The organism is Arthrobacter sp. Soil764, assembly GCF_001428075.1.
Classification (GTDB): Bacteria; Actinomycetota; Actinomycetes; order Actinomycetales; family Micrococcaceae; genus Arthrobacter.
This window is the reverse complement of record NZ_LMSI01000021.1, coordinates 44,516-69,934: the sequence shown is the minus strand read 5'-3', so window position 1 is coordinate 69,934 and position 25,419 is coordinate 44,516. Positions and strand designations below refer to the sequence as shown.

At 65.2% G+C, this 25,419-nt stretch carries 26 protein-coding genes; 14 read left to right on the top strand and 12 right to left on the bottom strand.

The features are described from left to right. The first annotated feature begins 88 nt into the window (after positions 1 to 88). The 4 genes from ASG86_RS14590 to ASG86_RS14575 all read left to right on the top strand — a co-directional run bounded on the left by ASG86_RS14590 (position 89) and on the right by ASG86_RS14575 (position 4,438). Positions 89 to 1,171 carry an FUSC family protein gene (locus tag ASG86_RS14590; RefSeq protein WP_056335751.1) on the top strand — a complete coding sequence of 361 codons (1,083 nt, stop codon included), beginning with the start codon at positions 89 to 91 and terminating at the stop codon, positions 1,169 to 1,171. Between the two features lie 72 nt (positions 1,172 to 1,243). Continuing rightward, complete coding sequence (locus ASG86_RS14585; protein WP_056335749.1) at positions 1,244 to 1,987, top strand: IclR family transcriptional regulator; 744 nt, start codon at positions 1,244 to 1,246, stop codon at positions 1,985 to 1,987. Positions 1,988 to 2,134: 147 nt separating this feature from the next. After that, complete coding sequence (locus tag ASG86_RS14580; RefSeq protein WP_056335747.1) at positions 2,135 to 3,322, top strand: 4-hydroxybenzoate 3-monooxygenase; 1,188 nt, start codon at positions 2,135 to 2,137, stop codon at positions 3,320 to 3,322. 60 nt (positions 3,323 to 3,382) lie between these two features. Next, complete coding sequence (locus ASG86_RS14575; protein ID WP_200946271.1) at positions 3,383 to 4,438, top strand: FAD-dependent monooxygenase; 1,056 nt, start codon at positions 3,383 to 3,385, stop codon at positions 4,436 to 4,438. Here the strand turns inward: ASG86_RS14575 and ASG86_RS14570 are convergent, their stop codons facing one another. The 5 genes from ASG86_RS14570 to ASG86_RS14550 form a co-directional block, all read right to left on the bottom strand. Further along, positions 4,439 to 6,262, bottom strand: a complete 1,824-nt coding sequence (locus ASG86_RS14570) for an ABC transporter permease (RefSeq protein ID WP_056335744.1) — start codon at positions 6,260 to 6,262, stop codon at positions 4,439 to 4,441. Further along, positions 6,259 to 7,323 (bottom strand): ABC transporter ATP-binding protein, encoded by a 1,065-nt coding sequence (locus ASG86_RS14565; RefSeq protein WP_056335741.1) that lies wholly within the window; start codon positions 7,321 to 7,323, stop codon positions 6,259 to 6,261. Before ASG86_RS14565 ends, ASG86_RS14570 begins: the two co-directional genes overlap by 4 nt. A gap of 48 nt (positions 7,324 to 7,371) precedes the next feature. Beyond that, a complete protein-coding gene (locus ASG86_RS14560; RefSeq protein WP_056335738.1) occupies positions 7,372 to 8,448 on the bottom strand; it encodes an extracellular solute-binding protein in 1,077 nt (358 codons plus the stop codon). Positions 8,449 to 8,616: 168 nt separating this feature from the next. Then, complete coding sequence (locus ASG86_RS14555; RefSeq protein ID WP_082566804.1) at positions 8,617 to 9,051, bottom strand: acyl-CoA thioesterase; 435 nt, start codon at positions 9,049 to 9,051, stop codon at positions 8,617 to 8,619. Between the two features lie 90 nt (positions 9,052 to 9,141). Continuing rightward, on the bottom strand, positions 9,142 to 9,645 hold the full coding sequence (locus tag ASG86_RS14550; protein ID WP_056335735.1) for a GNAT family N-acetyltransferase: 504 nt from the start codon (positions 9,643 to 9,645) through the stop codon (positions 9,142 to 9,144). Positions 9,646 to 9,802: 157 nt separating this feature from the next. Between ASG86_RS14550 and ASG86_RS14545 the strand changes: the two genes are divergently transcribed. The 3 genes from ASG86_RS14545 (at position 9,803) to ASG86_RS14535 (ending at position 11,689) form a co-directional block, all read left to right on the top strand. Then, positions 9,803 to 10,318: a MarR family winged helix-turn-helix transcriptional regulator gene (locus tag ASG86_RS14545; RefSeq protein ID WP_056335734.1), complete on the top strand. Its 516-nt coding sequence runs from the start codon at positions 9,803 to 9,805 to the stop codon at positions 10,316 to 10,318. 70 nt (positions 10,319 to 10,388) lie between these two features. Further along, entirely contained in the window at positions 10,389 to 10,709 is a 321-nt protein-coding gene (locus ASG86_RS14540) for a hypothetical protein (protein WP_235565190.1), read from the top strand. Further along, a complete protein-coding gene (locus tag ASG86_RS14535) occupies positions 10,706 to 11,689 on the top strand; it encodes a serine/threonine-protein kinase (RefSeq protein WP_056335728.1) in 984 nt (327 codons plus the stop codon). The genes ASG86_RS14540 and ASG86_RS14535 overlap by 4 nt, the downstream gene beginning before the upstream one ends. On the opposite strand, the gene ASG86_RS14530 is transcribed toward ASG86_RS14535, so the two are convergent. Both ASG86_RS14530 and purB read right to left on the bottom strand, forming a co-directional pair. After that, positions 11,686 to 12,363 carry a histidine phosphatase family protein gene (locus ASG86_RS14530; RefSeq protein ID WP_056335725.1) on the bottom strand — a complete coding sequence of 226 codons (678 nt, stop codon included), beginning with the start codon at positions 12,361 to 12,363 and terminating at the stop codon, positions 11,686 to 11,688. The two genes, ASG86_RS14535 and ASG86_RS14530, sit on opposite strands and share 4 nt — an antisense overlap. A gap of 130 nt (positions 12,364 to 12,493) precedes the next feature. After that, a complete protein-coding gene (gene purB / locus ASG86_RS14525) occupies positions 12,494 to 13,936 on the bottom strand; it encodes an adenylosuccinate lyase (protein ID WP_056335723.1) in 1,443 nt (480 codons plus the stop codon). A 167-nt stretch (positions 13,937 to 14,103) separates the two neighbouring features. On the opposite strand from purB, the gene ASG86_RS14520 reads away from it, so the two are divergent. Beyond that, on the top strand, positions 14,104 to 14,406 hold the full coding sequence (locus tag ASG86_RS14520) for a hypothetical protein (RefSeq protein ID WP_056335720.1): 303 nt from the start codon (positions 14,104 to 14,106) through the stop codon (positions 14,404 to 14,406). Continuing rightward, positions 14,406 to 15,752 carry a hypothetical protein gene (locus ASG86_RS14515; protein ID WP_056335718.1) on the top strand — a complete coding sequence of 449 codons (1,347 nt, stop codon included), beginning with the start codon at positions 14,406 to 14,408 and terminating at the stop codon, positions 15,750 to 15,752. Before ASG86_RS14520 ends, ASG86_RS14515 begins: the two co-directional genes overlap by 1 nt. Before the next feature lie 60 nt (positions 15,753 to 15,812). Here ASG86_RS14515 and ASG86_RS14510 read toward each other — a convergent pair whose 3' ends face one another. Next, positions 15,813 to 16,730, bottom strand: a complete 918-nt coding sequence (locus ASG86_RS14510) for a hypothetical protein (protein ID WP_056335715.1) — start codon at positions 16,728 to 16,730, stop codon at positions 15,813 to 15,815. A 194-nt stretch (positions 16,731 to 16,924) separates the two neighbouring features. Beyond that, positions 16,925 to 17,350, bottom strand: coding sequence for a phage holin family protein (locus ASG86_RS14505; protein WP_056335712.1), 426 nt, complete (start codon positions 17,348 to 17,350; stop codon positions 16,925 to 16,927). Positions 17,351 to 17,456: 106 nt separating this feature from the next. Here ASG86_RS14505 and ASG86_RS14500 point away from each other — a divergent pair, with 106 nt between their 5' ends. The 5 genes from ASG86_RS14500 (at position 17,457) to ASG86_RS14480 (ending at position 23,082) form a co-directional block, all read left to right on the top strand. Beyond that, a complete protein-coding gene (locus ASG86_RS14500) occupies positions 17,457 to 18,575 on the top strand; it encodes a histidinol-phosphate transaminase (protein WP_056335708.1) in 1,119 nt (372 codons plus the stop codon). A 150-nt stretch (positions 18,576 to 18,725) separates the two neighbouring features. Next, entirely contained in the window at positions 18,726 to 19,958 is a 1,233-nt protein-coding gene (pdhA, locus tag ASG86_RS14495) for a pyruvate dehydrogenase (acetyl-transferring) E1 component subunit alpha (RefSeq protein ID WP_056335706.1), read from the top strand. Further along, on the top strand, positions 19,958 to 20,938 hold the full coding sequence (locus ASG86_RS14490) for an alpha-ketoacid dehydrogenase subunit beta (protein WP_056335703.1): 981 nt from the start codon (positions 19,958 to 19,960) through the stop codon (positions 20,936 to 20,938). The genes pdhA and ASG86_RS14490 overlap by 1 nt, the downstream gene beginning before the upstream one ends. Positions 20,939 to 20,945: 7 nt before the next feature. Then, entirely contained in the window at positions 20,946 to 22,433 is a 1,488-nt protein-coding gene (locus ASG86_RS14485; protein WP_056335700.1) for a 2-oxo acid dehydrogenase subunit E2, read from the top strand. Positions 22,434 to 22,464: 31 nt separating this feature from the next. After that, positions 22,465 to 23,082, top strand: coding sequence for a phosphatase PAP2 family protein (locus tag ASG86_RS14480; protein WP_056335697.1), 618 nt, complete (start codon positions 22,465 to 22,467; stop codon positions 23,080 to 23,082). 27 nt (positions 23,083 to 23,109) lie between these two features. Here ASG86_RS14480 and ASG86_RS14475 read toward each other — a convergent pair whose 3' ends face one another. From ASG86_RS14475 to ASG86_RS14465, 3 genes are all read right to left on the bottom strand, one after another. Further along, positions 23,110 to 23,445: a hypothetical protein gene (locus ASG86_RS14475; RefSeq protein ID WP_082566808.1), complete on the bottom strand. Its 336-nt coding sequence runs from the start codon at positions 23,443 to 23,445 to the stop codon at positions 23,110 to 23,112. Positions 23,446 to 23,624: 179 nt separating this feature from the next. Next, positions 23,625 to 24,053 (bottom strand): universal stress protein, encoded by a 429-nt coding sequence (locus ASG86_RS14470; RefSeq protein ID WP_056335694.1) that lies wholly within the window; start codon positions 24,051 to 24,053, stop codon positions 23,625 to 23,627. Positions 24,054 to 24,097: 44 nt separating this feature from the next. Next, entirely contained in the window at positions 24,098 to 25,390 is a 1,293-nt protein-coding gene (locus ASG86_RS14465) for an aminotransferase-like domain-containing protein (RefSeq protein ID WP_056335691.1), read from the bottom strand. Positions 25,391 to 25,419 lie beyond the last annotated feature (29 nt).

Sequence of the window (25,419 nt, the reverse complement as noted above, 5' to 3'; positions counted from 1 at the left end):
TTCCGGGACCAGCGCCATAGGATTTACCAGGAACGTCAGCGCGGCCGCCCGTGAGAATCCACCCAGGAACCCCAGGAAGGCGCTGCCCGTGAAGATGTTTGCCGAAATGTTCAGCATTGGCCCCGGCAACAAGGACCACCACCCCGCCTTGAGGTGCGCCGTGGGCGTCTTCGTCCCCCTGATCACGCTGGCGCTGCTCGGCAGGCTGGACCTGGCAATCTTCGCGTCCTTCGGCGCCTTCACGGGGATCTACGGCCGCGGCGAACCCCACGCGGTCCGGTTTGTGCTGCAGCTGCGGGCCGGGCTGCTCATGCTGCTCGTCATGCTCCTCGCGGCGCTCGCGGCCCGGATGGGTCCCGCCTGGGACCTGGACGCCGCCACCCACACCTGGCTGCTGGTCCTGGCCACCACGCTGGTGGCCGGAGCCTGTTCCGTTGCCATTTCCTGGCTTCGGCTGCGCCCGGCGGGCTCGCTGTTCCATATCTTCGCCTTCGCCGCCATCGCCTCCATTCCCAACCAGCCGCCGCTCTGGCAGGGCATGCTGGTGGCTGTCCTCACCACGGGGTTCGCCCTGCTGGTGGGCTTCTCGTCCCGGATCCTTCCCAGCCACCGCACGCCCTGGACCACGCCTCCGCGGATCCGGCGCACGCCCGCGGAGAAGCGCGCGGCCTGGCTTGAGGGGCTCGGCTACCTGGTGGCCGCCGGCCTTGCCGGCGCGCTGGCCACCTGGGCCGGGGAGCGCCTGGGGTTCGGGCACAACTACTGGGCCATGGTGGCTGCCGTGGTGCCGCTGGTGGGCCACACCACGCGGCACCGGGTGCGGCGGGGCATCCAAAGGATCATCGGCACCGTCCTGGGCCTTCTGGTCCTGGCAGCCGTACTGCTGGTGGGGCTGCAGCCGTGGCAGACGGTGCTGGTGATGGCGCTGTGCCAGTTCGGCGCCGAGATGTTCATCATCCGCCAGTACCTGCTGGCCCAGGTCTTCGTAACACCCCTCGCGCTGGTCTCAACACTGCTGGTGGTTCCCGCCTCACCCTCCATCCTGCTACGGGACCGCATCATCGAGACCGTGATCGGCGCCGCCGTCGGCATCGCCGTGGTGCTGGCTCCCAGTGCGTGGCGCCGCCTCAGGCAGCGGCGCGGCATCCGGCAGCGGACGACGGCGGCCTGACCGCCTGATCCGCCCCAGGTTTCCGGCCGTGGGGGTACGCTGGACGTCCCATTGAACGGAAGGGATACGGCGGTGGCGAACTCAAGCTCGGGGGATTCGGTGGTGGACCGGATCGTGCGCGTGATCTCGGCCTTCCCCCAGGACGTCGGTGCCCTCCGGTTGTCCGACCTGGCTGACCGGGCGCGCCTTCCGCTGACCACCACCCACCGGCTGGTGCAGCAGCTCGCCGGCCACGGGCTGCTGGAAACCGCTCCCGGCGGCATGGTCCGGCCCGGACTCCGGTTATGGGAACTGGTGAACCGCGCCTCCCCGGCGTTGGCGCTACGGCAGGCGGCCATGCCCTTCATGGAGGACATCCAGCAGGTCCTGAACCAGAATGTGAACCTCGCGGTGCTGGACGGCTGGGAAGCGCTCTTCGTGGAGCGGCTGTCCCGCCGGGGCTCGGTGGCCAACCGGGCCCAGGTAGCGGGCCGGATGCCCATCCATATCTCGTCCGCCGGACTGGCGCTCATGGCCCACCAGGACAAAGCGCTGCAGCAGGAGTACCTGGGCCAGTTCGCCGACCCCGACGGGAAGCTGGTTGCGGCGGACATCCGGGGGCTGCTGGCCGAAACCTCCCGCCAGGGCTTCGCGCAGTTGAAGGGCGTGGTGGATCCGGATACCTGGGGGATCGCGGTGCCCGTGCTGGACCGCAGGCAGCGCGCTGTGGCCTCACTGGGTGTGGTGGTGCCCCTGCAGGAGATGCGCCTGCAGGCCCTGGTGCCGGCACTGCAAACGGCCGCCCGCGGCATTGCCAGGGGTTTGGCCGGGGCCTGACTGTTCCCCTGGTGGGCAGTCCCGGCCCCTGTCTGCTTTTCCGTTGAACGGAAATGGCGTAACGCCCGTCACCCTTCTTCCCGCACACTGAAGCCAGGCAACCATTCCGGCCCCTTCCCGGGCCCCGCAACGAAGCGAGACGCAGCCATGGCACGAAAAGTCATCACCACGCAGGTGGCCATCATGGGAGGCGGCCCGGCAGGCCTGATGCTCTCCCATCTCCTGGCGAAGGCAGGCATCGAATCCACGGTGGTCGAGGTCCGCAGCCACCAGGAAATCTCCCACACCGTCCGCGCCGGAATCCTGGAGCACGGCACCGTCAATCTGCTGGTGGACAGCGGCGTCTCGGACAGGGTGCTGCGCGACGGGGACCGGCATGACGGCATCGAACTGCGGTTCAACGGTGAGAGCCACCGGGTCGATTTCAAGGACCTTGTGGGGGAGTCCGTGTGGCTGTACCCGCAGACGGACGTCTTCCTGGATCTCGCAGCACGGAGGAAGGACGACGGCGGCGATGTCCGCTACAGCGTCAGCGACACCTCCGTCCATGACCTGGAAGGCAGGCCGAAGGTCTGGTTCACCGATTCCGAGGGCGTTGAGTTCGAGATCCAGGCAGACTTCCTGGTGGGCGCAGACGGATCGCGCAGCCACTGCCGGTTCCAGATCCCCGAGGCCCACCGCAAGTGGTACTTCCACGAATACCCCTTCGCCTGGTTCGGCATCCTGGCCGAGGCGCCGCGCAGCTCCGACGAGCTGATCTACGCCAACTCCGCCAACGGCTTCGCCCTGATCAGCCAGCGCACCGAGACTGTGCAGCGGATGTATTTCCAGTGCGATCCCAAGGAAAACGTGGCGGAGTGGGATGACGACAGGATCTGGGCCGAGTTCCGCAGCCGGGTCAACGGCAATGGCTTTGAACTTAAGGAAGGGCCGGTCATCGAGAAGATGGTGCTTCCCTTCCGCAGCTTCGTCCACACGCCCATGCGGCACGGCAACCTCTTCCTGGCCGGCGACGCCGCACACACCGTGCCGCCCACCGGTGCCAAGGGCCTGAACCTGGCCATCAACGACGTCAAAGTCCTCTTCGAGGGGCTGGACAGCCACTACAACGCCGGCTCCGACCGGCTGTTGGAGACTTACAGCGACCGCGCCCTGGACCGGGTGTGGAAGGCGCAGCAGTTCTCATACTGGATGACCACCATGCTGCATACCCCGGCCGGCGCGGACGACTTCTCCCGCGCCCGCCAGCTCGGCGAACTCAATTCAGTGGTCTCATCCCGCCACGGCATGGCCTACCTCGCCGAGGCCTACACGGGCTGGCCCGGGGGCGCCTAAGGAGCCGGCAGCCGCCGGACTGCGTCCACTGCCCTATGGGTGAGGCATAACATGATGTCCATGGAAACGGTCTCGATCGTTGGCGGCGGCATCGCCGGACTGGCCTTGGCGGCCTGCCTGGAGCCGGAGCGCTTCGAGGTGACGGTGTACGAAAAGCGGCCGGAATTGCCTACGGTCGGCACCGTGCTCGCGATGTGGCCGAACGCCCAGAGAGCGCTGGCGCGGGTGGGGATCCTTGGCCAGGCCCGGGCGGTCAGCCCCGTCCTTGGCAGCGGATCCATCCGCAATGCAGCAGGTGAACCGTGGGCCACGGTCAACGGGGGCGAGCTGTTCGGAATGTCCCGGGTGGACCTCCTGAGGCTTCTTGATTCGGCCGTCCCTGCTGCTGTCCGCCGAGTCGCTGTGCACCTGCAGGCGCTGCCGGACGATCGTGGCCTGGTGGTTGGAGCCGACGGCGTGCACAGCATGGTCCGCCGTGAGGTCTGGGGTGCCGGCACGAATGCCCGTGTCCAGTCGTGCATTGCAGTCCGTGGCACTATCCCTGCACCGGTCAATCCCGAGGAGGTGGGGGAGTACTGGGGGCGGGGGGACCTGTTTGGCATCGCCGCCTCACCGGGCGGGACCAACTGGTATGCGAGCTGGCGTTCCGATCTTGGTCCCACAGGGATCGATGTCGCCCAGACGCTCGACCAGGCCCGGCTGCGTTTTGCGGGTCACGCTCCCGCCATCCGGCAGGTGCTCGCGGACGCCGTTCCCGAACTTTCCCTGGCCCAGCGGATCTGGACCACCCCGCCGTTGCGCTCCTACGTCCGCGGCACCGCCGTGTTGGTGGGCGATGCCGCCCACGCCATGACGCCCAACCTCGGCCGGGGAGCCTGTGAATCACTGGTGGATGCCGTCACCCTTGCGGATCTGTTGAACAGCCTGCCACAGGACAAGGCGCTCGCCGCCTACAACCGGCAAAGGTGGCTGCGGACCCGTGCCCTTAGCCTGGCGTCGGCGGCAATGATGCGGGTGGCCCTAGCGGAACGCGCCCAGCCGCTGCGTGACGGCCTGCTTAACCTGGCCCGGCGGCGGAACGAACGCGCCGGCGTCGCCAGCGGTGCGGGAAGGTAGTCAGCGGACGGCAGCGGCCGGGCGTGCGGCGTCGTCCTCGCCCGGGGCCTGGGTCCCGGGAAGTACCGGGCCGGAGGCCTGCGGGCCGGGAGACTCCATGGGCAGCTGCTTTCTGGCCCTGCGCCGGCCTGACCTGCCGTAGACCAGGTACATCGTCACGCCGGTGATGATCATCAGGAGCACGGTGTAAACGAACGTGTTCGCAATACCCTCAGTGCCTTCTGCGCCGTCGGTGTTGGCCTTGATCACCAGGCCCAGCGGCTGTACCAGCGGATGGGCCAGGAAGATGGCGGTGTCGTAGTCGTCCAGGAGGCTGTTGAAGTTCAGGGCAGTGATGGCTGCTGCGGCCGGGAGCACCAGCGGCAGGAGGATTCGCCGAAAGACGTACATGGTCTTGGCGCCCATGATGGCAGCAGCCTCCTCCAGTGAAGAGTTCACGGAGGCAAAGGACGCCTTGAGCATCCGGAGGGTGAATGGAATCTTCACGGTGACGAAGGCGATGAGCAGGATCACGGTTGTTCCGGTGAGCACGGCTCCGCCCACCAGGGGGTTCGGGTGGTCGTAGCTGACAATCAGGCCCAAGGCCAGCAGCGCGGACGGCAGGATCCACGGGATGTGCAGCAGGTACTCGAAGGCCGAGGCCACCCAGTTTTTGTATTTCTGCAGCAGCCGGGCCACGAAGAGCAGGCCGCCCACGGCGATGACGGCGGCCAGGGCGCTGTACACAACACTGACAATGAACGGACGGAGCCCGGACTGCTGGGTGAGGACGCGGACATAGTTGTCCAGCGTCAGGTTGGCCAGCGAGAGCTGTCCCGTTTGAATGGCCGCGCCGTCGGCGAACGAGTACAGCACGATCAAAGCCACAGGGAGCGTGTAAATGGCAAACAGGAGATATGCCACGGCATGTACGGCCACATTGGCTGCGGGGTTGGTGATGTCCTGCTTCTGCAGCTCTGAGGACACCTTGGACACCGAGAAGTAGGTGCCACCCTTCTCCAGTCGGGACATGACGGCGAGCATCAGCATGGTGGCTACGCCCAGGATAACCGCCAGCAGCGCCGCGAGGTCCCTGGAGGTGGGGCTGTTGGTGAAGGTCAGGATCATCGGCGTAATGGTCTGGAAGTCGCGGCCGCCGAGCACCTGCGGGGCACTCAAGGCGCCCAAGCCGGTGAGGAACGACAGGATGGTGACGGAGAACAGCGTGGGCTTGAGCATGGGGAGGACGATGCGCCGCAGGATGGTCCAGGTCGAAGCGCCAAGATTCCGTGCGGCCTCGATGGTCTGGTAGTCGATGCCCTTGAGCGCGTTCGCGACGAACAGCATGTGGTTGGTGGTGGTGGCAAAGGTCATGACCACCAGGACGGCGAAAAACCCGGAGAACCACCCTGGGTCCATTCCGGGGATCAGCTTGACCAGCAGTGTGGTGACTATGCCCTTGTCGCCATAGATGAATTTGTACCCGGCGGCCAACACGATGCCGCCGTAGATGAAGGTGGAGGCGTAGCCCAGGAAGAGGATGCGCGAGCCCCTGATCCGGAAATAGTGGGTGACCAGGACAATGAAGACGCCCACCAGGTTGACGGTGATGGACAGCGCCACGGCCAGGAGGAAGCTGTTGCCCAATGCCTTCATGGCCCGCTGCGAGGAAAACAGTTTCTCCGCGGCGCGGCCCGAAAAGCTCCCGTCAGGAAAGAAGGTGGCAATCAGGATGTTGACGTTGGGCCATACCAGGAACGCGGCAATAAACCAGGTGAGGACCACGCCCACCACCAGGACGAAGGGTGATCGGCCCATGCTGCGCGCTGTGGTGTTGGTGCTCATGGCAGCGCAACCGCCTGGTCCTGGCGCAGTGCGACTCCACTTGCTGAATGGTATTGGAGGATGTGCTCAGGCTGGACGTAGACGATTGTTTCCGTGCCGGAGTCAGGGTGAGTGCTTCCGTCTTCCCTGACCAGGAGACGGATGTCCGCGCCGTGGCTGTGGACCACATACCGGCTGTGCAGGCCGTGATAGGTGCGGGAAACAACGGTGGCGGGAAGCCCGACGGCGGTGCCCCCGCCGGCGGGCCGGTCAAGCGAGGCCTTTTCCACACGAAGGTACGATTTGGCATCGGCGCTGAGAGCGGCGCCTGAGAGCCTGTTGACCTCCGAGACAAAGTCAGGTGTAAGCGCGGAGCTGTCGCCGATGAAATTGCAGACAAATTCAGTGGCCGCATGGTCGTATATTTCCTGCGGCGTCCCCACTTGCTCTATGACGCCCTTGTTGAAGACCGCGACGCGGTCGCTCATGGCAAGTGCCTCGTCCTGGTCATGGGTGACGTAGACGGTAGTGATGCCGAACTCGCTTTGCAGGTCCTTGAGCTGCTGGCGCAGCTGGTGGCGGAGCTTGGCGTCAAGATTGGACAGCGGCTCGTCCAGCAGCAGGATTTTTGGCCGCAGCACCAGGGCCCGCGCAACGGCAACCCGCTGCTGCTGGCCGCCGGACAGCTCCGCCACGTTCTTCGCCAGCTGTTCATCGCTTAGTTCCACACGCCGTGCGATGTCCCGCACAAGACGGTCGCTGTCTGCCGGTTTTTCCTTCCGGACCCGGAGTCCGAAGGCGATGTTTTCCCAGACACTCATGCTCGGGAACAGGGCATAGTTCTGGAACACCATGCCCACCTGCCGCTTATCGCTGGGAAGGCGGGTCACATCCTTGCCGTCGACACGGACCGTACCCCTGGACGGCTGGATGAAGCCGGCCAGGGTGCGCAGCGCCGTCGTCTTTCCGCAACCGGAGGGTCCCAGGAGGGTAAAGAACTCGCCGGGCCGGACATGCAGGTCCAGGTGCGGAATGGCGGTGAAACCGCCAAAGGTAACTTCAATGTTTTCCAAGCGGATCATGGCATACCTGTCTGATGGAACGCGGAAACGGCGGGCTGGCAGGGCAGGCTACGTCATGTATTCGAGCTCGATCTTCTCCACCCAGGCACCCATGTTCTTCTGGACGAAGCCCCAGTCGATATCCTGCTGCTTAAGGTCGGCGAAGAAGCCCACCACGTCGGGGTTTGCTTTTGCCTGGGCCGCCTTGTTGACGGGCATGGAATTGAACTTTTGGGCGAACTCGCCCTGAACCTCGGCGCTGCCGAACCAGTCGATGAATTTCTGCGCCTGCTCCTTCTTCTTGGTGCCCTTCACCAGTGCGATCTGCTCCACCGCCAGCGGGACGCCAACGGTTGGGATGACCGTGTCGACGTTCACCTTGAAGGACTTTTCGCGCTCCGCGATGATCGAGGACGGCATCTGGCCCATGTCCACTTCGCCGGACGCGATGCGGGCAAACAGGTCAGTTTTCGCAACGGCGGGACTGCCGTTCTTGAAGTACTGCTCAACCTGCTTCCAACCGTCGTCCGAGATACCCAAATCACCGGAGTCGTCCCGGTACCGGGAGAGGATGCCGGCAAAGACCAACTGGGCTGTGGCGGTCCCCAGGCCCGTGACCCTTTCATAACGGTCCTTGAACTCGTCCTTGGTCCACAGGTCGGTCCAGTCCTTCGGTGCTGCTTCTTTGGTGAACTTGTCAGAGTTGTAGCCGAGGAGGATGGCCTGCTTCACCAGGGGCCAGTACGTCTCCCCGTCGGCAAGTCCCTTGTCCACGTCACCGGCCCAGGCAGGCTGGTAGGCCTCTAATGCTCCCTCGTTCTTGATTTGAGAGAAGTACATGTTGTTCAGGCCGAACGCCACGTCCGCAATGGGATTGTTCTTCTCGGCAATGAGTTTGTTGGTGGCATCGGCGCCGCCGGCCCCCACGATCTCAATCTTGAATCCGGCCTCGGCCGCCTTGCCGGCCAGCCAGTCGCCCCGGCCCTCTCCGTTGGAGTTGGTATAGACAACCAAAGTGTCCCCGGACCCACCTGCCGGAGCGCCGGTTGCTTCCCCCGTTGACGTTGGTGGAGTGGAACCGCCACCGCATCCGGCGAGGAGGGTGACGGCGACGGCGGCGGCAACCAAAGTCTGCAATTTACGCACGATCAGGACTCATTTCTGGACTGGAATCGGAGCATGTCCGCACAGCCTATAGCCGGGCATGACAAAAACCGGGCTGTTATAGCTATCGATTCGATAAACAGCCCGGCTGCCCACATTGGTCCAGCCCGGGAAACGGTGGGTGCCCTGGGTATGAACCAGGGGCGAACGTTAGTCCTTGGCGACTGTCCCGGTCAGGTGATGGGTGGGGATCCGGTCCCGGTCGTAGGTGATTTCCGTGTAGCCGTGCGGTTCGGGCTTGCCGTCCTGGTTCAGGTTCACGAACACGATCTCCTCGATGGTGAGGATGCTTTGCCGGGTGATCATGTTGCGGACCTCCGCGCGCATGGTCAGCGAGGTCCGCCCGAACCTTGTGGCCGTGAGGCCCATCTCGATGAGGTCGCCCTGGACTGCCGAGCTGACGAAGTTGATCTCCGAGATGTACTTGGTGACGGCACGGCCGTTTCCCAGCTGGAGGATGGCGTAGATTGCGGCTTCTTCGTCTATCCACTTCAGCAGGCTGCCGCCAAAGAGCGTCCCGTTGGCGTTGAGGTCCTCGGGGCGGACCCACTTGCGGGTCCGGAAGGTGATGTCCGCTGTTTCCATAGGCTGAGATTAGCTGACGGGGCTGCGCGCACTCCCAGTGTGACGGTGCCAGGTGACGGCATGCGGAACGTGCAATGCCAGGGTCCGGTGCTAAGCCATGGCGGTTTGCGCTGCGCTGCGGGCATTGATGCTCTTGGCGTAGCAGTACGAGTGTTCCACTCCGACGTAAGGGCCAAAGTTCGGGATGGCCTCGAACCCCGAGTTCTGGTAGAAGTTCCGGCCGTCCGGCTGGGCGGACCCTGCCTCCGCCTTGATGCGGGTGATCCCCTGCTTGTGTGCCTCTGCTTCCAGGGCTGCCAGGATGGAGCTGGCCACGCCGGACCCGCGGGTATAGGGCAGTACGTAGAGACGCTTGATTTCGGCTGTTGATGAATCGAGGAGCCGCAGTCCCCCGCAGCCCACGGGCTGACCGGAGCCCTTGTCGTATGCCACCAGGAAGACTGCGCAGTCGGCGCCCGACGGCGGCTGGCCGGGTTCGTGGTCAGGCCGGCCAAAGCGGGCGTCAAGTTCGGCCTGCTGGGCGCGGCGAAGGTCGGCACCAACAGGGTGGGACCAGGAGACCTGCCGGATGTTCAGCCTTGGGTTGGTCTGCATATCTGCCTCGATTCGCCGGAGGGGGTATGCCTGATAAGGCTAGGCGGGAGGAGTTACGGAGGTGTTTCCTGGCGGTTAGCACCTGGATAACGTCAACCAGGAAGGCATTCTCAAGGTTGCTCGGCAGCCTAGTTACCAGTTGGTCTAAAGTAGGTACATGGTTTCTATGGGCAACGAGGGATCCGGTTACTGGTACGGACCCGACGGGCAGCTGGACTATAGTGCTGCGGTATTGAAGTCGCTGCGGGACTATCGGGCAGCCGAGACGGAAATCCGCCGCTCCACCAGGGACTCCATGGGCATGGGGGAGACCGACATTCTTGCACTCCGGTACCTGCTGCGTGTCCAGGCCTCCGGCAAGCAGGTTGTCCCCAAGGACCTGAGCCAGTTCCTCAATATTACTAGCGCTTCCACTACCTCCCTGATCGACCGTCTGGTTGCCAGCGGACACGTCCGGCGCGAGCCACACCCCACCGACCGCCGTTCCGTCGTCGTCATTCCCACGGGTGAATCGGACAAGGAAGTCCGGGAGACGCTTGGTGCAATGCATCGCCGGATGATGCAGGTGGCCGAAGGCCTGACAGCGGACGAGGCGCGCGTGGTGGTGGATTTCCTCCAGCGGATGACCGAAGCCCTTCAAGCTCCTGAAGCCGGAAACAATAAAATTCACTAGGTGGACTAGCTAGATCAACTAGTTATATGTAAGCTTACGATTGTTCCCGAAGTTGCTTCCCAACGGAGTCGTGAGTGTGTTGGTTACTTTCACCGAAGTTTCACCGCCCAGTCCCGGCGCTGCCGTGACGTACGTGACGGGCGGGCTGCTGCAGTTTCCCCTGGACGGCACCATTGCGCCGCAGGGAGAGCCGGCGGTTCACTGCGGGGCCGCCATGCATTTGGTGACGCCGGCCGTGGGATGGGAAGGCGCCAGCTACACGTTCGGGCCAACCGATACGGGAAGCGTTGAGCTTCCGCCAGTATGGCGCTGCGCCTGCGGATTCCAGCTGGACGCCTGGCCTGCCGCCGATGTCAGCGCACCGCGCGCCTCCGTCGCCCTTTCCGCATGAGCATCGCGGCGACAGCAGCGCCGGCACTGCCGCTTGACTCGATGAAACCCGGGGCCGGCGGTCGTATTGCCGGGCGCTACCAGCTCAGGGAACGCTTGGGCCGTGGGGCTGCTGCCGAGGTATTTCGCGCGGTTGACCTGGAGGGCGGTCCTGATGCCGCAGTAAAGATCGCCTCAGCCAATGGCCGGAAGCAGCACCAGCGGCTCCGCAATGAAGCCGACGTTTTGGCCAAGCTCAACCACCCCTCCATTGCGCGTCTTCTTGCCCAGGGCGTTATGCCTGGGGGCGGGCATTATTCCGGGCGTCCCTTTCTGGTGGAGGAACTGGCTTTTGGCACGAGCCTCGCCGAAACCATCCGGGCACAGAACCCCGGTCCGACCGATGTTGCGCTGTGGGCTCGGAATTTTTTCGCTGCGCTGGCCCACGTCCACTCCAGCGGACTCGTTCACCGTGACATCAAGCCGGCCAACCTCATGCTGAGCGGCCTGCGCAGAAGTCCCGTCCGGATCATTGATTTTGGCATCGCCGCCGCGGCGGGGTCTGCGCCCGAGCCCGGAATTTCCTCCGGCACCGTGCATTACATGAGCCCTGAGCAGGCATCCGGCGGTCCGGTGGAGCCCTCCTGGGATGTGTACTCCATGGGGCTGGTCCTGCTGGAGCTTCTCACCGGCTCCAAGGCGTATCCGGGCACCGCCATCGAATCCCTCGTGGCGCGGACCCTTCGGTCCCCGGACGTTCCGGACCAGCTCGGTGAATGGGCTGTCCTGCTGCGTGCCCTCACCGCCATGGACCCCAGGGAACGGCCGACGGCGGCAGGCGCCGCGGCTTTGGCCGCGCGGCTGATTCCCGTGGTGCCAGTGCCCGCAGAAGCCAGCCAGGCCAGCCAGCCCAGCTACGGCCCCCGGCCGGTTCAGCCGGACGCAGTCCCGTGCAGGGTAATGGGCTTATTTTCCCCCCGGCGCCACCGCCAGCGCGTTTAGGGCGCGGACACATCCCGCCCCGTAGGGTCCTCGGCGGTTGGGTCTGCCAGGGCAAGGCCACCCACCGGGCTCCCGTCCCAGTGGATCAGGTTCCAGCCCGCACGCAGGTCGCCCTCCAACGCCACGATCCCGGTATTAGCCAGGACGTGGCGGGCTGCGAATTCGTGGTCGGCACCGTCCGCCCGGAGCCCGGCCCAGGTGCGGATCGCGGCACCATGGCTGACCACGGCAACGGTGCCATGCTGTTGCCTTTCGGCCCGCTCCGCCACCTCGGCGATGGCGGCGTCAAACCGTTCAAAAAAGGCGTGGCCGTTCGGACCTGCAGGCATCCGGAGGTCCAGGTCTCCGGCCGCCCAGGAGATCACCGTCCCCATATACCGCTTGTGGGATTCGTGGTCGGTGAGTTTCTCCAGCGACCCCGCCTCGATTTCGTGCAGCCCGTCCAGTACCTCGATATCAAGGGTGTGCAGCCGCGCCAGCGGTGCAGCGGTGATCTGGGTCCTGATCAGCGTGGAGGCATAGAGGGCGCCGATGCGTTCGTTGGCAAGGGAGCGTGCCATGGCCTCCGCTTGGCGTTCGCCCAGTTCGGTCAGTCCGGGGCCGGGGTGGTCGGTATCCAACTGGCCCAGCACGTTGCCGGGGGTTTCGCCGTGGCGGATCAGGAGCAACTTCATGATTCCAGTTTCGCACCCCGGAAGGTGGCCGACGCACGGCGGAGGGCCGTCACGCTGCGGGGCGCGGAAAGGCGCCGGGCCCCGTGGGAGCCCGGCGCCGCCGTCGTATGTTCCTGCCCTGCTGCGGGCCTTACTTCAGGTGGTCCACCAACTGGTCAGCGATGCCCGTGTACTTGCCGGGCGTGAGGGCCAGGAGACGGGCCTCGGCCTCCGGCGAAAGGCCCAGGCCCTGCACAAACTCCTGCATGCGGGCAGCGTCCACGCGCTGGCCGCGCGTAAGGTCCTTGAGCCGCTCGTAGGGGTTTTCCATGCCTTCGACGCCGGCAATTGCCTCGGCGCGCATGACCATCTGGATTGCCTCGCCCAGGACTTCCCAGTTGGTATCGAGGTCTCCGGCCAGCACGTCCTCAGCGACGTCCAGGCGTTCCAGGCCCTTGGCCACGTTGGAAATGGCGAGCAGCGAGTGGCCGAACGCCACCCCGATGTTGCGCTGGCTGGAGGAGTCTGTGAGGTCGCGCTGCCAGCGGGAGGTGACCAGTGTTGCGCCCAAGGTGTCCAGCAGTCCGTTGGAGATCTCCAGGTTCGCTTCTGCGTTTTCGAAGCGGATGGGGTTGACCTTGTGCGGCATCGTGGACGAACCCGTGGCGCCGGCAACAGGGATCTGCGCGAAGTAACCAATGGAGATGTAGCTCCAGATGTCCGTGCAGACGTTGTGGAGGATGCGGTTGAAACGCGCCACGTCGGCATACAGTTCTGCCTGCCAGTCGTGGCTCTCGATCTGCGTGGTCAACGGGTTCCACGTCAGTCCCAGTGCCTCCACGAACGTCCTGGACACCTGCTGCCAGTCGGCACCCGGCACGGAGGCCACATGGGCGGCGTACGTGCCGGTGGCACCGTTGATTTTGCCCAGGTACTCCGTCTTGGCGATACGGTCCAGCTGGCGGGTAAGCCGGTGCGCGACGACGGCCAGCTCCTTGCCCAGCGTGGTGGGGGTGGCCGGCTGCCCGTGGGTCCGGGACAGCATGGGGACGGCGCGGTTGTCTTCCGCCATTTTGCTGATCTGTCCTACCAGGGCGCGGGCTGCGGGCAGCCACACGTCCTCCACCGCTCCCTTGATCCCGAGCGCGTAGGACAGGTTGTTGATGTCCTCTGAGGTGCAGCCGAAGTGCACCATGGCGGTCAGGTTTTCGATGCCGATCGAAGACAGGCGGCGGCCGATGTAGTACTCCACGGCTTTGACATCGTGGACTGTGACGGCCTCGATCTCTGCGAGTTCGGCCACGGAAGCGGCGTCGAATTCGGTGACGATGGCGCGGAGCTGGTCCTGCTGCTCCCGGCTCAGGGGACCGGCGCCCGGAAGGACGTTGTTGCTGGTCAGGTGGATAAGCCATTCGACTTCTACGGCCACGCGGTCGCGGTTGAGGGCTGCCTCGGACAGGTAGTCAACGAGGGGCGCGACGGCGGACTGGTAGCGGCCGTCCAGCGGGCCGAGCGCGATTTTTTCCGGGGACGCGGCGAGGGCCAGGCGTCCTGAGGGCGTACGGGTATCAGCTGTGGCGGCGGTTTCAGGCATGTGCTGATTCTTTCATGAACTGCCGCGGCGGCTTTAGCCGGTTATCCACGTTACTTATCCACATAGCGGGCGGAGGTGCTTACCCCGGGAAGGGGGGCCTCCCTAGCGTTGGAATCAGCAAGGTTAGGGCGAATCATGTGCCCGGGAGGCGGCGACAGGAAGCTGGCATGGGGAACGATCTGACGGACGGAATATGGGGCCACGGGCTGGGCGTCAGCCTTGAAGTCCAGGAGCTCGGCCGAAGGGTGGCCCAATGCTCTGACAGGACGGAAGAGGTACTTGCAGGATTTCACGAGATTCAATTGGTGAACTGGGAATCGCCCGCCGGGCAGGCGTACCGCGATTCGGTAAGCCTGCAGGCGGTGGCGGTCCGGAGGGCGCTGGACCGGCTGCAGGAAGCCGCTGCCGCAGTGGCCGCCCACGCGCGGGCAGCGTTGACCGCCGATTGTTCGCCTGGCAACCGCTTCTGATGGCCGATTCAACACCCGCCGGCTCAGGAGGACCCATCCACGTCTCACCCCCGCCCCCGGACGGCATCCTGACAATTTCCGGTGGCGTGGGCGGCATCACCGTCCAATTGGAGGAACTGGATGTGGGGGCCGGAAAGCTTGATGGCCTCGTCGGCCGCCTCGCCTCGATCGAGGCGGAACTCTCCGGGACGTGGCAGGAGCTTGGTTCGTACCAAAACCAGCCGCGAACCACGGGGACTGCCGCGCTCATTGCCGTGGGGGAGGCGCGGGACGCGGTCCTCCGGGTCCGGCTGGAGCTGCAGCGGATCAGCAGCCAGGTGCGGAGCTGCAGGCGGGACTACGACATCGCCGAATCGGCCGCCCACACGCAGTGGATGCTGGGCCTGTCGGATCCTGATGTTGAATTCCAGAAGCATGTGGACTTCTGGCGGACAGGATTCCTCAATGGAGATGCCATGGAGATGCTGGTGGCGAATGCAGTCACCAACCTGCCGCTGCTGAAGTCTTTGGTTGAGGGAATCAACCCCGCGTTGCGTCCGGGCGCGGTTACGGCAAAGCGGGAAGAACGGGTGCCCATCGACCTGGACGCCACGCCTGCCGGCCTGCTTGAACGGGTCAGGCTGGTCGAGGAGCGCGGCAGCGGCTACATCGAAGTCATCGAGGTGGACAACAAGGGTGCGAAGGCATATGTGGTGGTGGTACCGGGAACCCAGGTGCATAACGAAGACAAAGGCACCAATCCTTTCGATCTTGCCGGGATTGCCGATGCCCTGGGCAGCAGCTCCCGGCAGGTGAATGCCGGTGTCCTCCAGGCGCTCCGGGCGGCCGGTGCCCAGCCGGGAGCGGACGTGGTGGCAGTGGGTTACAGCCAGGGCGGCATCCACGCCATGAACTTGGCGGCAGACCGGGAGTTCCTGAAGGAGTACGACATGAAGTACGTCCTGACTGCCGGATCGCCCATTTCACGCATCACGCCTCCCCCCGAGGTCAGCACCCTCCACCTGGAACACCGCACGGACTGGGTCCCAGGCAGCGACGGTGTGGCCAACCGGGACGCCCGGAACCAGGTCACGGTGACAGTGACCAACGACCTCTATGTGCGCGGTGGAGAAGACGCCGGACTGGGACCGGGCCACAATCTCGGCGGGTACCAGGAGGCAGCCCGCTTGGTGGCGGGCAGCAAGGACCCTTCCCTGATGCAGTCCACCGCGGTGCTGGGCGGGGTCCTGGGCGCGGGCGTCGTTGCCACAGCCACCCGGTTTTCCCTGACCAAGCCGCCACCGCCTGCCCTTCCCCGGGAACGCAGGGACCCCTTTTCGGGCCAGCCGCAGCCGGGCGCCAGATAGGAATGTGCCAGCCAGGAGCGGGTGCCAGGCGGAACCTGCCGAAATTAAGGTCAGCAGGGTTTAAGAGATCTGGGCGGCGTGCAATTCCGCGTACGCTCTGCTGCGCGTCTTCTCGGGTTGCGGAGCCGGCTGCGGCTGCGGCTCCGGGTGGGGAGCCGGTGCCGGGGCGGCGGCGGGGCACCGGTAGTTGTAGTCGAGGTCGCCGTCAGTGAACTGGGTCAGCGTGACGCTGCCGCCGGACGTGAGGGGGGAAGCTGCGCAGTATTCCCGGGCAGATGATGTGGATTCGGCGCCGGCCAGCCAGTTCCGCAGCCGGTAGAGGTTGCTGCCTGGACCCACCTCGCCCACGATTTCGCCGAATTGATAGCCGGTAGAGTAGATCCCCACCTCTACGCCGGTGCTCTCCAGGTACGAGGTCATGCCCTCCAGTTCGGCAGCATTGACGGCCTTGTCCCACAGCCAGCTGTTGCCGGTTTCCACGTCCAGCCACCACATGCGCCGCATCACGGCGTCGCCCGATTCCTTCAGGATCTCCACGTCGTTAGAGGCCATGGCGTATCCGTGAACGTAGGCGCACGCAGGGGTTTCACTGCCATCACACATCCCGTAGGGATTATTGATGTCCATACCGCGGTACGTGTTGGCTGCCGGCCACCACAGTGAATCCACAGGTCCTGTTGCCGCGGTGTTCACGTATACAGCCGCAGGCGTTCCTCCGGCCGCCTCTGACGTTTGGTCCGCCCATCCCAGTTGGGCCGCCAGGCAGGGGTTGACCGTGTCCGGCCTGCCGCCGTTGACACCCACCACCGCGAACGCCGGGGGTGCCGGGAGGTCGACGCCGCACTGGGGCCACGAAATGTCATTGCCAAGCGCGGCGGCGCCCTGCAGTGCCGGCCCTGTTTCGGCGTCCGCCTGTGCCGGACCGGGCTGCCAAACCAAAAGCAGGCAGGCGGCAAGCAGGATTCTTATGGGCTTCATTCGTGGGCCCCCGTGTTTCGGAACTGGCAGCAAGCAGGCCTCCGGAGGGGCCCGATTGGCAGCCTAAGAGGTCCGCACCGAGGGGGTCATGGGTGGCGGGTACTGAAGTTTTGCGAGTTGCCTACAGGGATGCCACCTTTGGGTACCTGTTTCCGGCCGCCTGCCTACTTACGGATACCAAGCGGGCTGGGGAGTCAGCGCCGGCCGCCCGGCAGCAAGCCCGCTACCAGTGAGACCAGGGAGATGACGATCGCCGCAAGGACAGCGGTCCAGAAGAAGGAATCGATGGTGAGGTGCACGGGCGTGTAACTGCTGATCCAGGCAGTCAGGTACAGCATGGCGGCGTTGATCACGATGGCGAACAGGCCGAGGGTCAGGATGGTGATGGGAAGTGCCAGGAGCCTGACCAGTGGCCGCACGAGGGCGTTCACCACACCAAAGATGAGGCCGATGAAGAGGTAGGCCAGGACGATCCCAATGGTGTCGGTGTCCTGCGAAATCCCGGTCCTGGCCACAGCATCCGAAGCCGCCGTGCTTGAGATGTCCATTCCCGGCAGGATCCAGCTGGCCACCCAAAGAGCTGCGGCATTGACGATGACACGGAGCAGAAGTGAACCCATGGCACCATGCTTCCACATGGGTACTGGTGTGCGGCTGGCAGCATGCCCCAATTTCACGGGGTTTGCTCCCTGATCTCCCTGGGACCCTGGAAGTAGGCTAGAAGCCATGACTTCATCTAAGACCAGGGCCGGCGGCATCGCACCCCGCCCGGTATTGGACCGGCTGCCCCGCTATGCCGCAGGAAAGCCGCCGGCCGCCGTCAGCGGACTGGCCAGCTACAAGCTGTCATCGAACGAAAACCCGCTGCCGCCGATTCCGGCCGTTCTCGAGGCGATCGCCAACCAGTCGGACTTCAACAGGTACCCGGACCCGCTGAGCAGCAAACTGCGGGCCGCCCTCGCAGAATTCCTTGGCGTGCCCGCCGAAGACATCGTCGCCGGCGCCGGAAGCCTGGGCGCCTTGAACCAGATCCTGGCCACCTTTGCCGGCCAGAACGAGGACGGCAAGGCAGACGAAGTCATCTATGCCTGGCGCTCCTTTGAGGCGTACCCCATCAGCGTGGGCCTTGCGGGTGCCGAAAGCGTTCGCATTCCTGTGACCGCGGACGGGCGGCATGACCTGGAGGCGATGGCGGCCGCCGTGACCGCCCGCACCAAGGTCATATTGCTCTGCACGCCCAACAACCCCACCGGGCCGGCCCTTGCCGCGGCTGAAACCGAAGCTTTCATCCGGTCCGTGCCGGCCGACGTCGTGGTGGTTATCGATGAGGCCTACCAGGAGTTTGTCAGGGCCGCCGACGCCGTCGACGGGATCGACCTCTACCGCAAATACCCGAACGTAGTAGTGCTCCGTACCTTTTCCAAAGCACACGGCCTGGCCGGCCTGCGCGTGGGCTACAGCGTCTCCCATCCGGAATTGACCCAGTACCTCAGGGTGGCCGCAACCCCGTTTGCCGTCTCCCAAATAGCCGAAAAAGCCGCAATTGTTTCCCTTGCGAATTACCCCCAGGTTGTGGAAAGGGTACAAAAACTGGTGGATGAACGGGCGCGGGTAACAGCGGGTCTTCGTGAGCTTGGATGGAATATTCCGGATGCCCAGGGCAACTTCGTATGGCTTGCCCTTGGTGCCGAAAGTGCCGCTTTCGCAGAGCTGGCAGGTACCCGCGCGCTCTCCGTGCGGGCATTCCCCGGGGAGGGTGTGCGGGTAAGCATCGGGGAACCGGAGGCCAACACCCGGTTCCTCCAGTTGTGTGCCGACTATACAAAGGCACCGGCAACTTCCTAGCACTTAACAAGTAGCCCTCCCGCTACCTACCGAAGATAAAGTTAGGATCAGTAAGCCAATGTATATGCCGTAAAGGGAATGTATTCCTTATGAGGCATATATCCCAGCGACATTTGCATTGCATCCGGATGCGGCAAGCAAGGAGACGGTATGGGCACTCATCTGCCTTCCACCGAGTTCGACGGAACAGCGGTAGACGACCAGCGGGAAGCCGATGCTGAGGCCGTCATGGGCGAGCCCGCGGCCCAGATGGTGCAACTGCTCGGCCCGGACGGGAAGCTGGGCACCGATCCGGTCTTCAGCGCCTACGCGGACAAGCTGACCCAGGAGGACCTGCGCAGGCTGTACGCGGACATGGCCGCGATCCGCCGGTTCGACGTTGAAGCCACCGCCCTTCAGCGCCAGGGCCAGCTGGCACTGTGGGTACCGTTGACCGGCCAGGAAGCAGCGCAGATCGGCTCGGGCAGGGCCAGCCAGCCGCAGGACTACATCTTCCCCACCTACCGCGAGCACGGTGTCGCGTTGACCCGCAACGTGGACTTGGCCGAACTCCTGCGCCAGTTCCGGGGAGTCTCCAACGGCGGCTGGAACCCCAAGGACACCAACTTCCACCTCTACACCCTGGTCCTGGCTGCCCAGACCCTGCACGCGGTGGGTTACGCCATGGGGATCCAGCGCGACCAGAAGCTCGCCGCAGCAACGGATGGGGCCAAAGAGCAGCCCGATGCTGCAGTCATCGCCTACTTCGGCGACGGCGCCAGCTCCGAGGGCGATGTGCACGAGTCCATGGTGTTTGCCTCCTCCTACAAGGCGCCGGTGGTGTTCTTCTGCCAGAACAACCACTGGGCCATTTCGGTACCCACCAACGTCCAGACCCGGGTGCCGCTCTCGAACCGCGCCAAGGGCTACGGTTTCCCCGGGATCCGGGTGGACGGCAATGACGTCATCGCCGTCCACGCAGTTACCGAGTGGGCGCTGGAGCACGCGCGCCAGGGCAACGGTCCCGTCCTCATCGAGGCGTTCACCTACCGCGTGGGCGCCCACACCACCGCCGACGACCCCACCAAGTACCGCCCGTCAACCGAGGAAGACGCCTGGCGGGCCAAGGACCCGCTAACACGGCTCGAGAAGTACCTGCGTGCCCAGGATCTTGCGGACGATGCCTTCTTCGCCAAGGTCAAAGCCGACGGCGATGAGCTGGCCGCGTATGTCCGGCGCACCGCCCATGACCTTGAAGACCCGGACATCCGGCAGGCCTTCGCCAACGTCTATGCCCAGGCGCACCCGCTGGTGGCCGAGGAGCTGGCGTGGTTCGAGGAGTACAGTGCAGGATTCGCCGGCGAGGAAGAGTCCGCCGGGCAGGCAGCAAAGGCAGGCCACTGATGACCACCATGACCATCGCCAAGGCCATTAACGAAGGCCTCCGGGCCACCCTGGCCGCCAACCCCAAATCCCTGCTGATGGGGGAGGACATTGGCCCCCTGGGCGGCGTCTACCGGGTGACGGACGGCCTGATCGGCGAGTTCGGTCCGGACCGGGTGGTGGACACGCCGCTGGCCGAATCCGGCATCATCGGCACCGCCATTGGCCTTGCCCTGCGCGGGTACAGCCCGGTCTGCGAGATCCAGTTCGACGGGTTCGTCTTCCCCGGCTTTAACCAGATCACCACGCAGCTGGCCAAGATGCACGCCCGCAGCCACGGCAACCTCACGGTTCCCGTGGTCATCCGCATCCCATACGGCGGCGGCATCGGCTCCGTGGAGCACCACTCCGAATCCCCCGAAGCATTGTTCGCCCATACGGCAGGCCTGCGCATCATCACCCCCTCCAACCCGCACGACGCCTACTGGATGATCCAGCAGGCCGTGGAGTGCCAGGACCCGGTGATCATCTTCGAGCCCAAGCGCCGCTACTGGCTCAAGGGCGAGGTTGACGTCCAGGCGCCGGGCCCGTCGGAAGACCCCTTCAAGGCCCACGTGCTGCGTGAAGGCACCGATGCCACCGTGGTTGCCTACGGCCCCCTGGTTCCCGTGGCGCTTGCCGCCGCCAACGCCGCGGCCGAGGACGGCAGGAGCGTGGAAGTCATCGACCTTCGCTCCATTTCCCCCATTGACTTCGATACCGTCACCGCGTCCGTCCAAAAGACCGGCCGGTTGATCGTGGCGCACGAGGCACCGACGTTCGGTGGAATCGGCGGTGAAATCGCCGCGCGCATCAGTGAACGTGCGTTCCACTCGCTCGAGGCCCCGGTGATCCGCGTCGGCGGATTCCACATGCCCTATCCCGTTGCCAAGGTGGAGGAAGACTACCTTCCGGACATCGACCGCATCACGGAGGCGCTGGACCGCGCCCTCTCCTACTGAGGACACCATGACCCTGAACAAGTTCAACCTGCCTGATGTCGGCGAGGGCCTCACCGAGGCGGAAATCGTCTCCTGGAAGGTCAAGCCGGGCGACGCCGTCGCCATCAATGACGTCCTTTGCGAGATTGAAACCGCCAAGTCCATTGTGGAACTGCCGTCCCCGTTTGCCGGGACGGTCAGCGAGCTGCTGGTGGACGAAGGGGTGACCGTGGACGTCGGCACCGCCATCATCAGCGTCAGCGACGATGTCTCCGGCGATCCGACGCCGGCAGACGTCCGCGCGCCGGAGACGCCCGCTGAACATGAGACGCCGGTGCAGCCGCTTTACGGCAAGCTCCCGCAGGAAGCGGCAGAGGACACAGCGGCCGACGGCGGCACTGGCGGAAGTGCCCCGGCCGCCGGTCCGCTGGTGGGTTCCGGCCCCAAAGCCGATGCCGTCAAGCGGCGCCCGCGGAAGACCACGCCCGCCGCCGCCGTGACCCTCAACGCCCCGCAGGTCGAGCCAGTCCAGCCGCACACGCCCGCCGCCGTGACCGCCACCGAACCGGCCGCCGTCGACAACCGCCCCACCCTTGGCGGCACCATTACGGGCCTGGTCAACCGGGTGCTGGCCAAGCCGCCGGTGCGCAAGATCGCGCGGGACCTGGGCATCGACCTCGCGGATGTAGTTGCCACCGGTTCACGGGGCGAGGTGACGCGCGAGGACCTGGTCAGCTACCAGGCGCAGCGCGACGCCGAACTGGACAAGGCAGACGGTTTCTGGGGCAAGGCCGGAAAGCCGCAGGACCAGCGCCTGGAGCGCATCCCGGTCAAGGGCGTCCGCAAGGCCACGGCAAAGGCGATGGTGGAATCCGCCTTCGCCGCGCCGCATGTCAGCATCTTCGTGGACGTCGATGCCAGCCGAACCATGGAATTCGTCAAGCGGCTCAAGGCCTCCCGTGACTTCGAGGGGATCAAGGTCTCGCCGCTGCTCATCCTGGCCAAGGCCGTCATCTGGGCGGCCGCCCGGAACCCCAGCGTGAATGCCTCATGGGTGGACAACGAAGGCTCCGACACCGCTGAAATCCATGTCAAGCACTTCATGAACCTGGGCATTGCCGCTGCAACCCCGCGCGGACTGATGGTCCCCAACATCAAGAACGCCCAGGACCTGTCCCTGAAGGAACTGGCGCTGGCGCTGAACAACCTCGCCACCACCGCCAGGGCGGGGAAGACCCAGCCGGCCGAGATGCAGGGCGGCACGCTCACCATCACCAACATCGGCGCCCTGGGCATCGACACCGGCACGCCCATCATCAACCCGGGCGAAGTAGCCATCGTCGCCTTCGGCACCATTAAGCAAAAGCCCTGGGTCCTGGACGGTGAGGTGATTCCCCGCTGGATCACCACGCTGGGCGGATCCTTCGACCACCGCGTGGTGGATGGTGATCTGTCCGCCCGATTCATGGCCGACGTCGCAGCCATCCTGGAAGAGCCCGCGCTCCTCCTGGACTAGGGCCGTTGGGCCCGGGATCCTGGACAAGCACGTGACGGTAAGCAGCGGCTCCATCCGGGTCAGGAACCACACCGCCAAGTGGCTGACGGAGGTCTTCCAGCCCCCGGTGGTGGTCAGCATCCAACTGCTGGTCAGCCCCCTGCCGGAGGCCGGGTTCCCCGGGACCATCGGTTACGGGGCCCTGGCGGCCCTCTTTGTGTGTGTGGTTCCGCTCCTGGTGTTGCTGGTGCTGGTCCGGATGGGAAAGGTCACTGACCACCACGTGAGCGACCGGAAGCAGCGCGCGCCTGTACTCCTGATGGCGCTGGGCTGCATTGCTGCGGGTTTGCTCGTGTTGAACGCTGTGGACGCGCCCCGGAGCGTGACCGCGATGGTCCTGGCGGTGGTGGGCGGAGTAGCCGTCCTGGCAGCCGTCAGTCCGTTCTGGAAAATGAGCGGCCATGCCGCTGCCATGTCCTGCGCCGCCGTCGTATTGGTGCTGATGCTCGGCCCCGCCTGGACGCCGCTGCTGCTCCTGGTTCCCGCGGTCAGCTGGTCACGCGTGGTCCTGCGGGCTCATACGCCGGCGCAGGTGGTGGCCGGTTCCCTCTTTGGCGGGATGGTGATGGCCGGAATCTGGTGGCTGCTGCAGGGCTTGCTGGTGGCCTGAACGCACCTTTGCCGGGATGCGCCCGTCCTAGTATGCGGAGTAGGCGGTGAGTGCCTCAAGCAGGGCAGGATCAGCCGTGGTTCCCAAAACCACCGCGGCTGCGGTCATCAGGCCGCCCATGAGGGCCGCCATTCCGGCCCAGGCGCCCAGGAGCTTCCAGTCCTCGCGCAGGACGCTCCGCACTGTCTGCGGAAGCTCAAGTCCCGGCGCGATCAGGTTGGGGGCGCTGTCCAGGGTGCCGTCATCAAGGAGCGCAACAACCCTGCCGTTGCTGCGGTCCACCCGCATGGAGGAGATGTGGTTGCCGTGGCGGGCCAGGAGGATGTCGTGGCCAACGAGCTGGCGGCGCTGCAAGGTAATCAAGGGGAGCCCTTCGCTGGGGGTGGATTCGTCAGTGTCCACGCCTTTGGGGGCCTCCCTCAATTTTATCTTTGCACCGGCAACCGAAACGGTGATATAGCGGTGAGAACGGACACCCCCCGCAGCGATATCCGCCACCACGGGGCGTGTCCGGCGTTACGTCGGCAGCCGGTCCTGGGCGGTCAGTCGGCGTCGTAGGTGTTGGCGATGTACACGTCGCAGGGCGCGTTGTGGGCCACGCTGTTGGCCACGCTGCCAAGGACGCGTCCGATTCCCTGCATGCGCCGGTTTCCCACCACGATGATCCGTGCATCCATCCGCAGGGCCTCCTTGATGAGGGCGTCGGCCGGCCGTCCGCGGGCGGCAGAATATGTCACCGTGATGTCCCGGCCCAGCGATTCCGCCACCGTCCTGGCTACCTGTTCCGCTGCGTCGGCGTCGGACACGATCCAGCGGTCGCTGCCGCTGCCGAACACTTCGGTCTTGTCGCTGTCGAAGGCGGACACGACGTGCAGGGATGCGCCCAGTGCGGCAGCCAGGTCCTTGGCGGACTCCGCCGCCTTCTTCGCGGTCTCGCTGCCGTCAACCCCTACAACAATGATTCCAGCCATATGCATGCTCCTTTGCTCGGTTTTCGGCACTCGTGTGGCTTACGCTACAGCGCGGCGATGGCTTCCTGCAGCACCGGCGCCAACCGGCGCACTCCCTCGGCGATGGCTTCGGGAGGTACGGCGCTGAAGGCGAGCCGCAGCTTGTTGGACGGATCGTCCGACGGCGTGAAGGCGGCGCCGGGGATAAACACGACGCCCGCATCGATCGCCTTGTGCAGCAGCGGGTAGGTGTCAACGCCCTCAGGCAGTGTCACCCAGACGAAGAAGCCGCCCTGCGGGCTGGTCCAGGTGGTCCCAGCGGGCATGTACTCCGTCAGGGCGGCCAGCATGGCGCGGCAGCGCTCCGCGTACAGCCCGCGGTAGGTTCCGATCTGGCCTTTCCAGTCGTAATCGCGCAGGTAGGCCGAGACCAGCATCTGGTTCAGGGCGGGCGGGCAGAGTGTCACCGATTCCGCCGCCAGGTAGTAGCGGCGCTGCAGGTGCTCCGGCACAAGCGCCCAGCCAATGCGCAGGCCGGGTGCGAAAATCTTGGAGAAGGACCCCAGGTAGATGACGTCGTCAGGGTTTGCGGCACGCAAGGGAGCAAGGGGCTCCCCCTCGAAGCGGAGCAGGCCGTACGGGTTGTCCTCCAGGACCAGAATATTCGCTCTTCGGCATATATCCACCACCTGCTGCCTGCGCTCCCTGGCCAGGGTGATGCCGGACGGATTGTTGAAGTTGGGGATGGTGTAGAGGAACTTGACGCTTTTGCCGGCCAGCTGCAGGGCGGCGATCCGCGCCTCCAGCAGTTCCGGAACCAGGCCGTACTGGTCCATTTCCACGGTCTCCACCTGGACCTGGTAGGACTCAAACGTGTTGAGCGCGCCCACGTAAGTGGGGTCTTCCACCAGCACCACGTCCCCCGGATTGCAGAAGAGCTTGGTGGCCACGTCCTGGGCCGACTGGGAACCTGCCGTGATCACCACGTTCTCCGGCCGGGCATCCAGGATCCCTTCGGCGGCCATGACCTCGCAGATCTGCGCGCGGAGCTCGGCCGTTCCCTGCCCGGCCCCGTACTGGAGGGCGGTCAGGCCATCTCCGGCAATGATTTTGGCTGCCGTTTCCGCCAGCCGCTCCAGCGGAAGCGACTGCAGGTAGGGGCTTCCACCCGCCAGGGACACCAGGCCGGGCCGCAGGGAGATGTCGAAGACATCCCTGACTGCCGACTGCCGGATGTTCGCCGCCCGGGCAGAAAACAGCTCCTCATGCCGGTGCGCGGAGGTGGCGGCACGCTCGATCGCGTCGATGGCTTCCGCGGGCAGCGTGCCTGCGGAAGCGTCAAGTGTTTCGTGGGTCACAGAGTCAGGATACAGCTACTTGTTGCTTC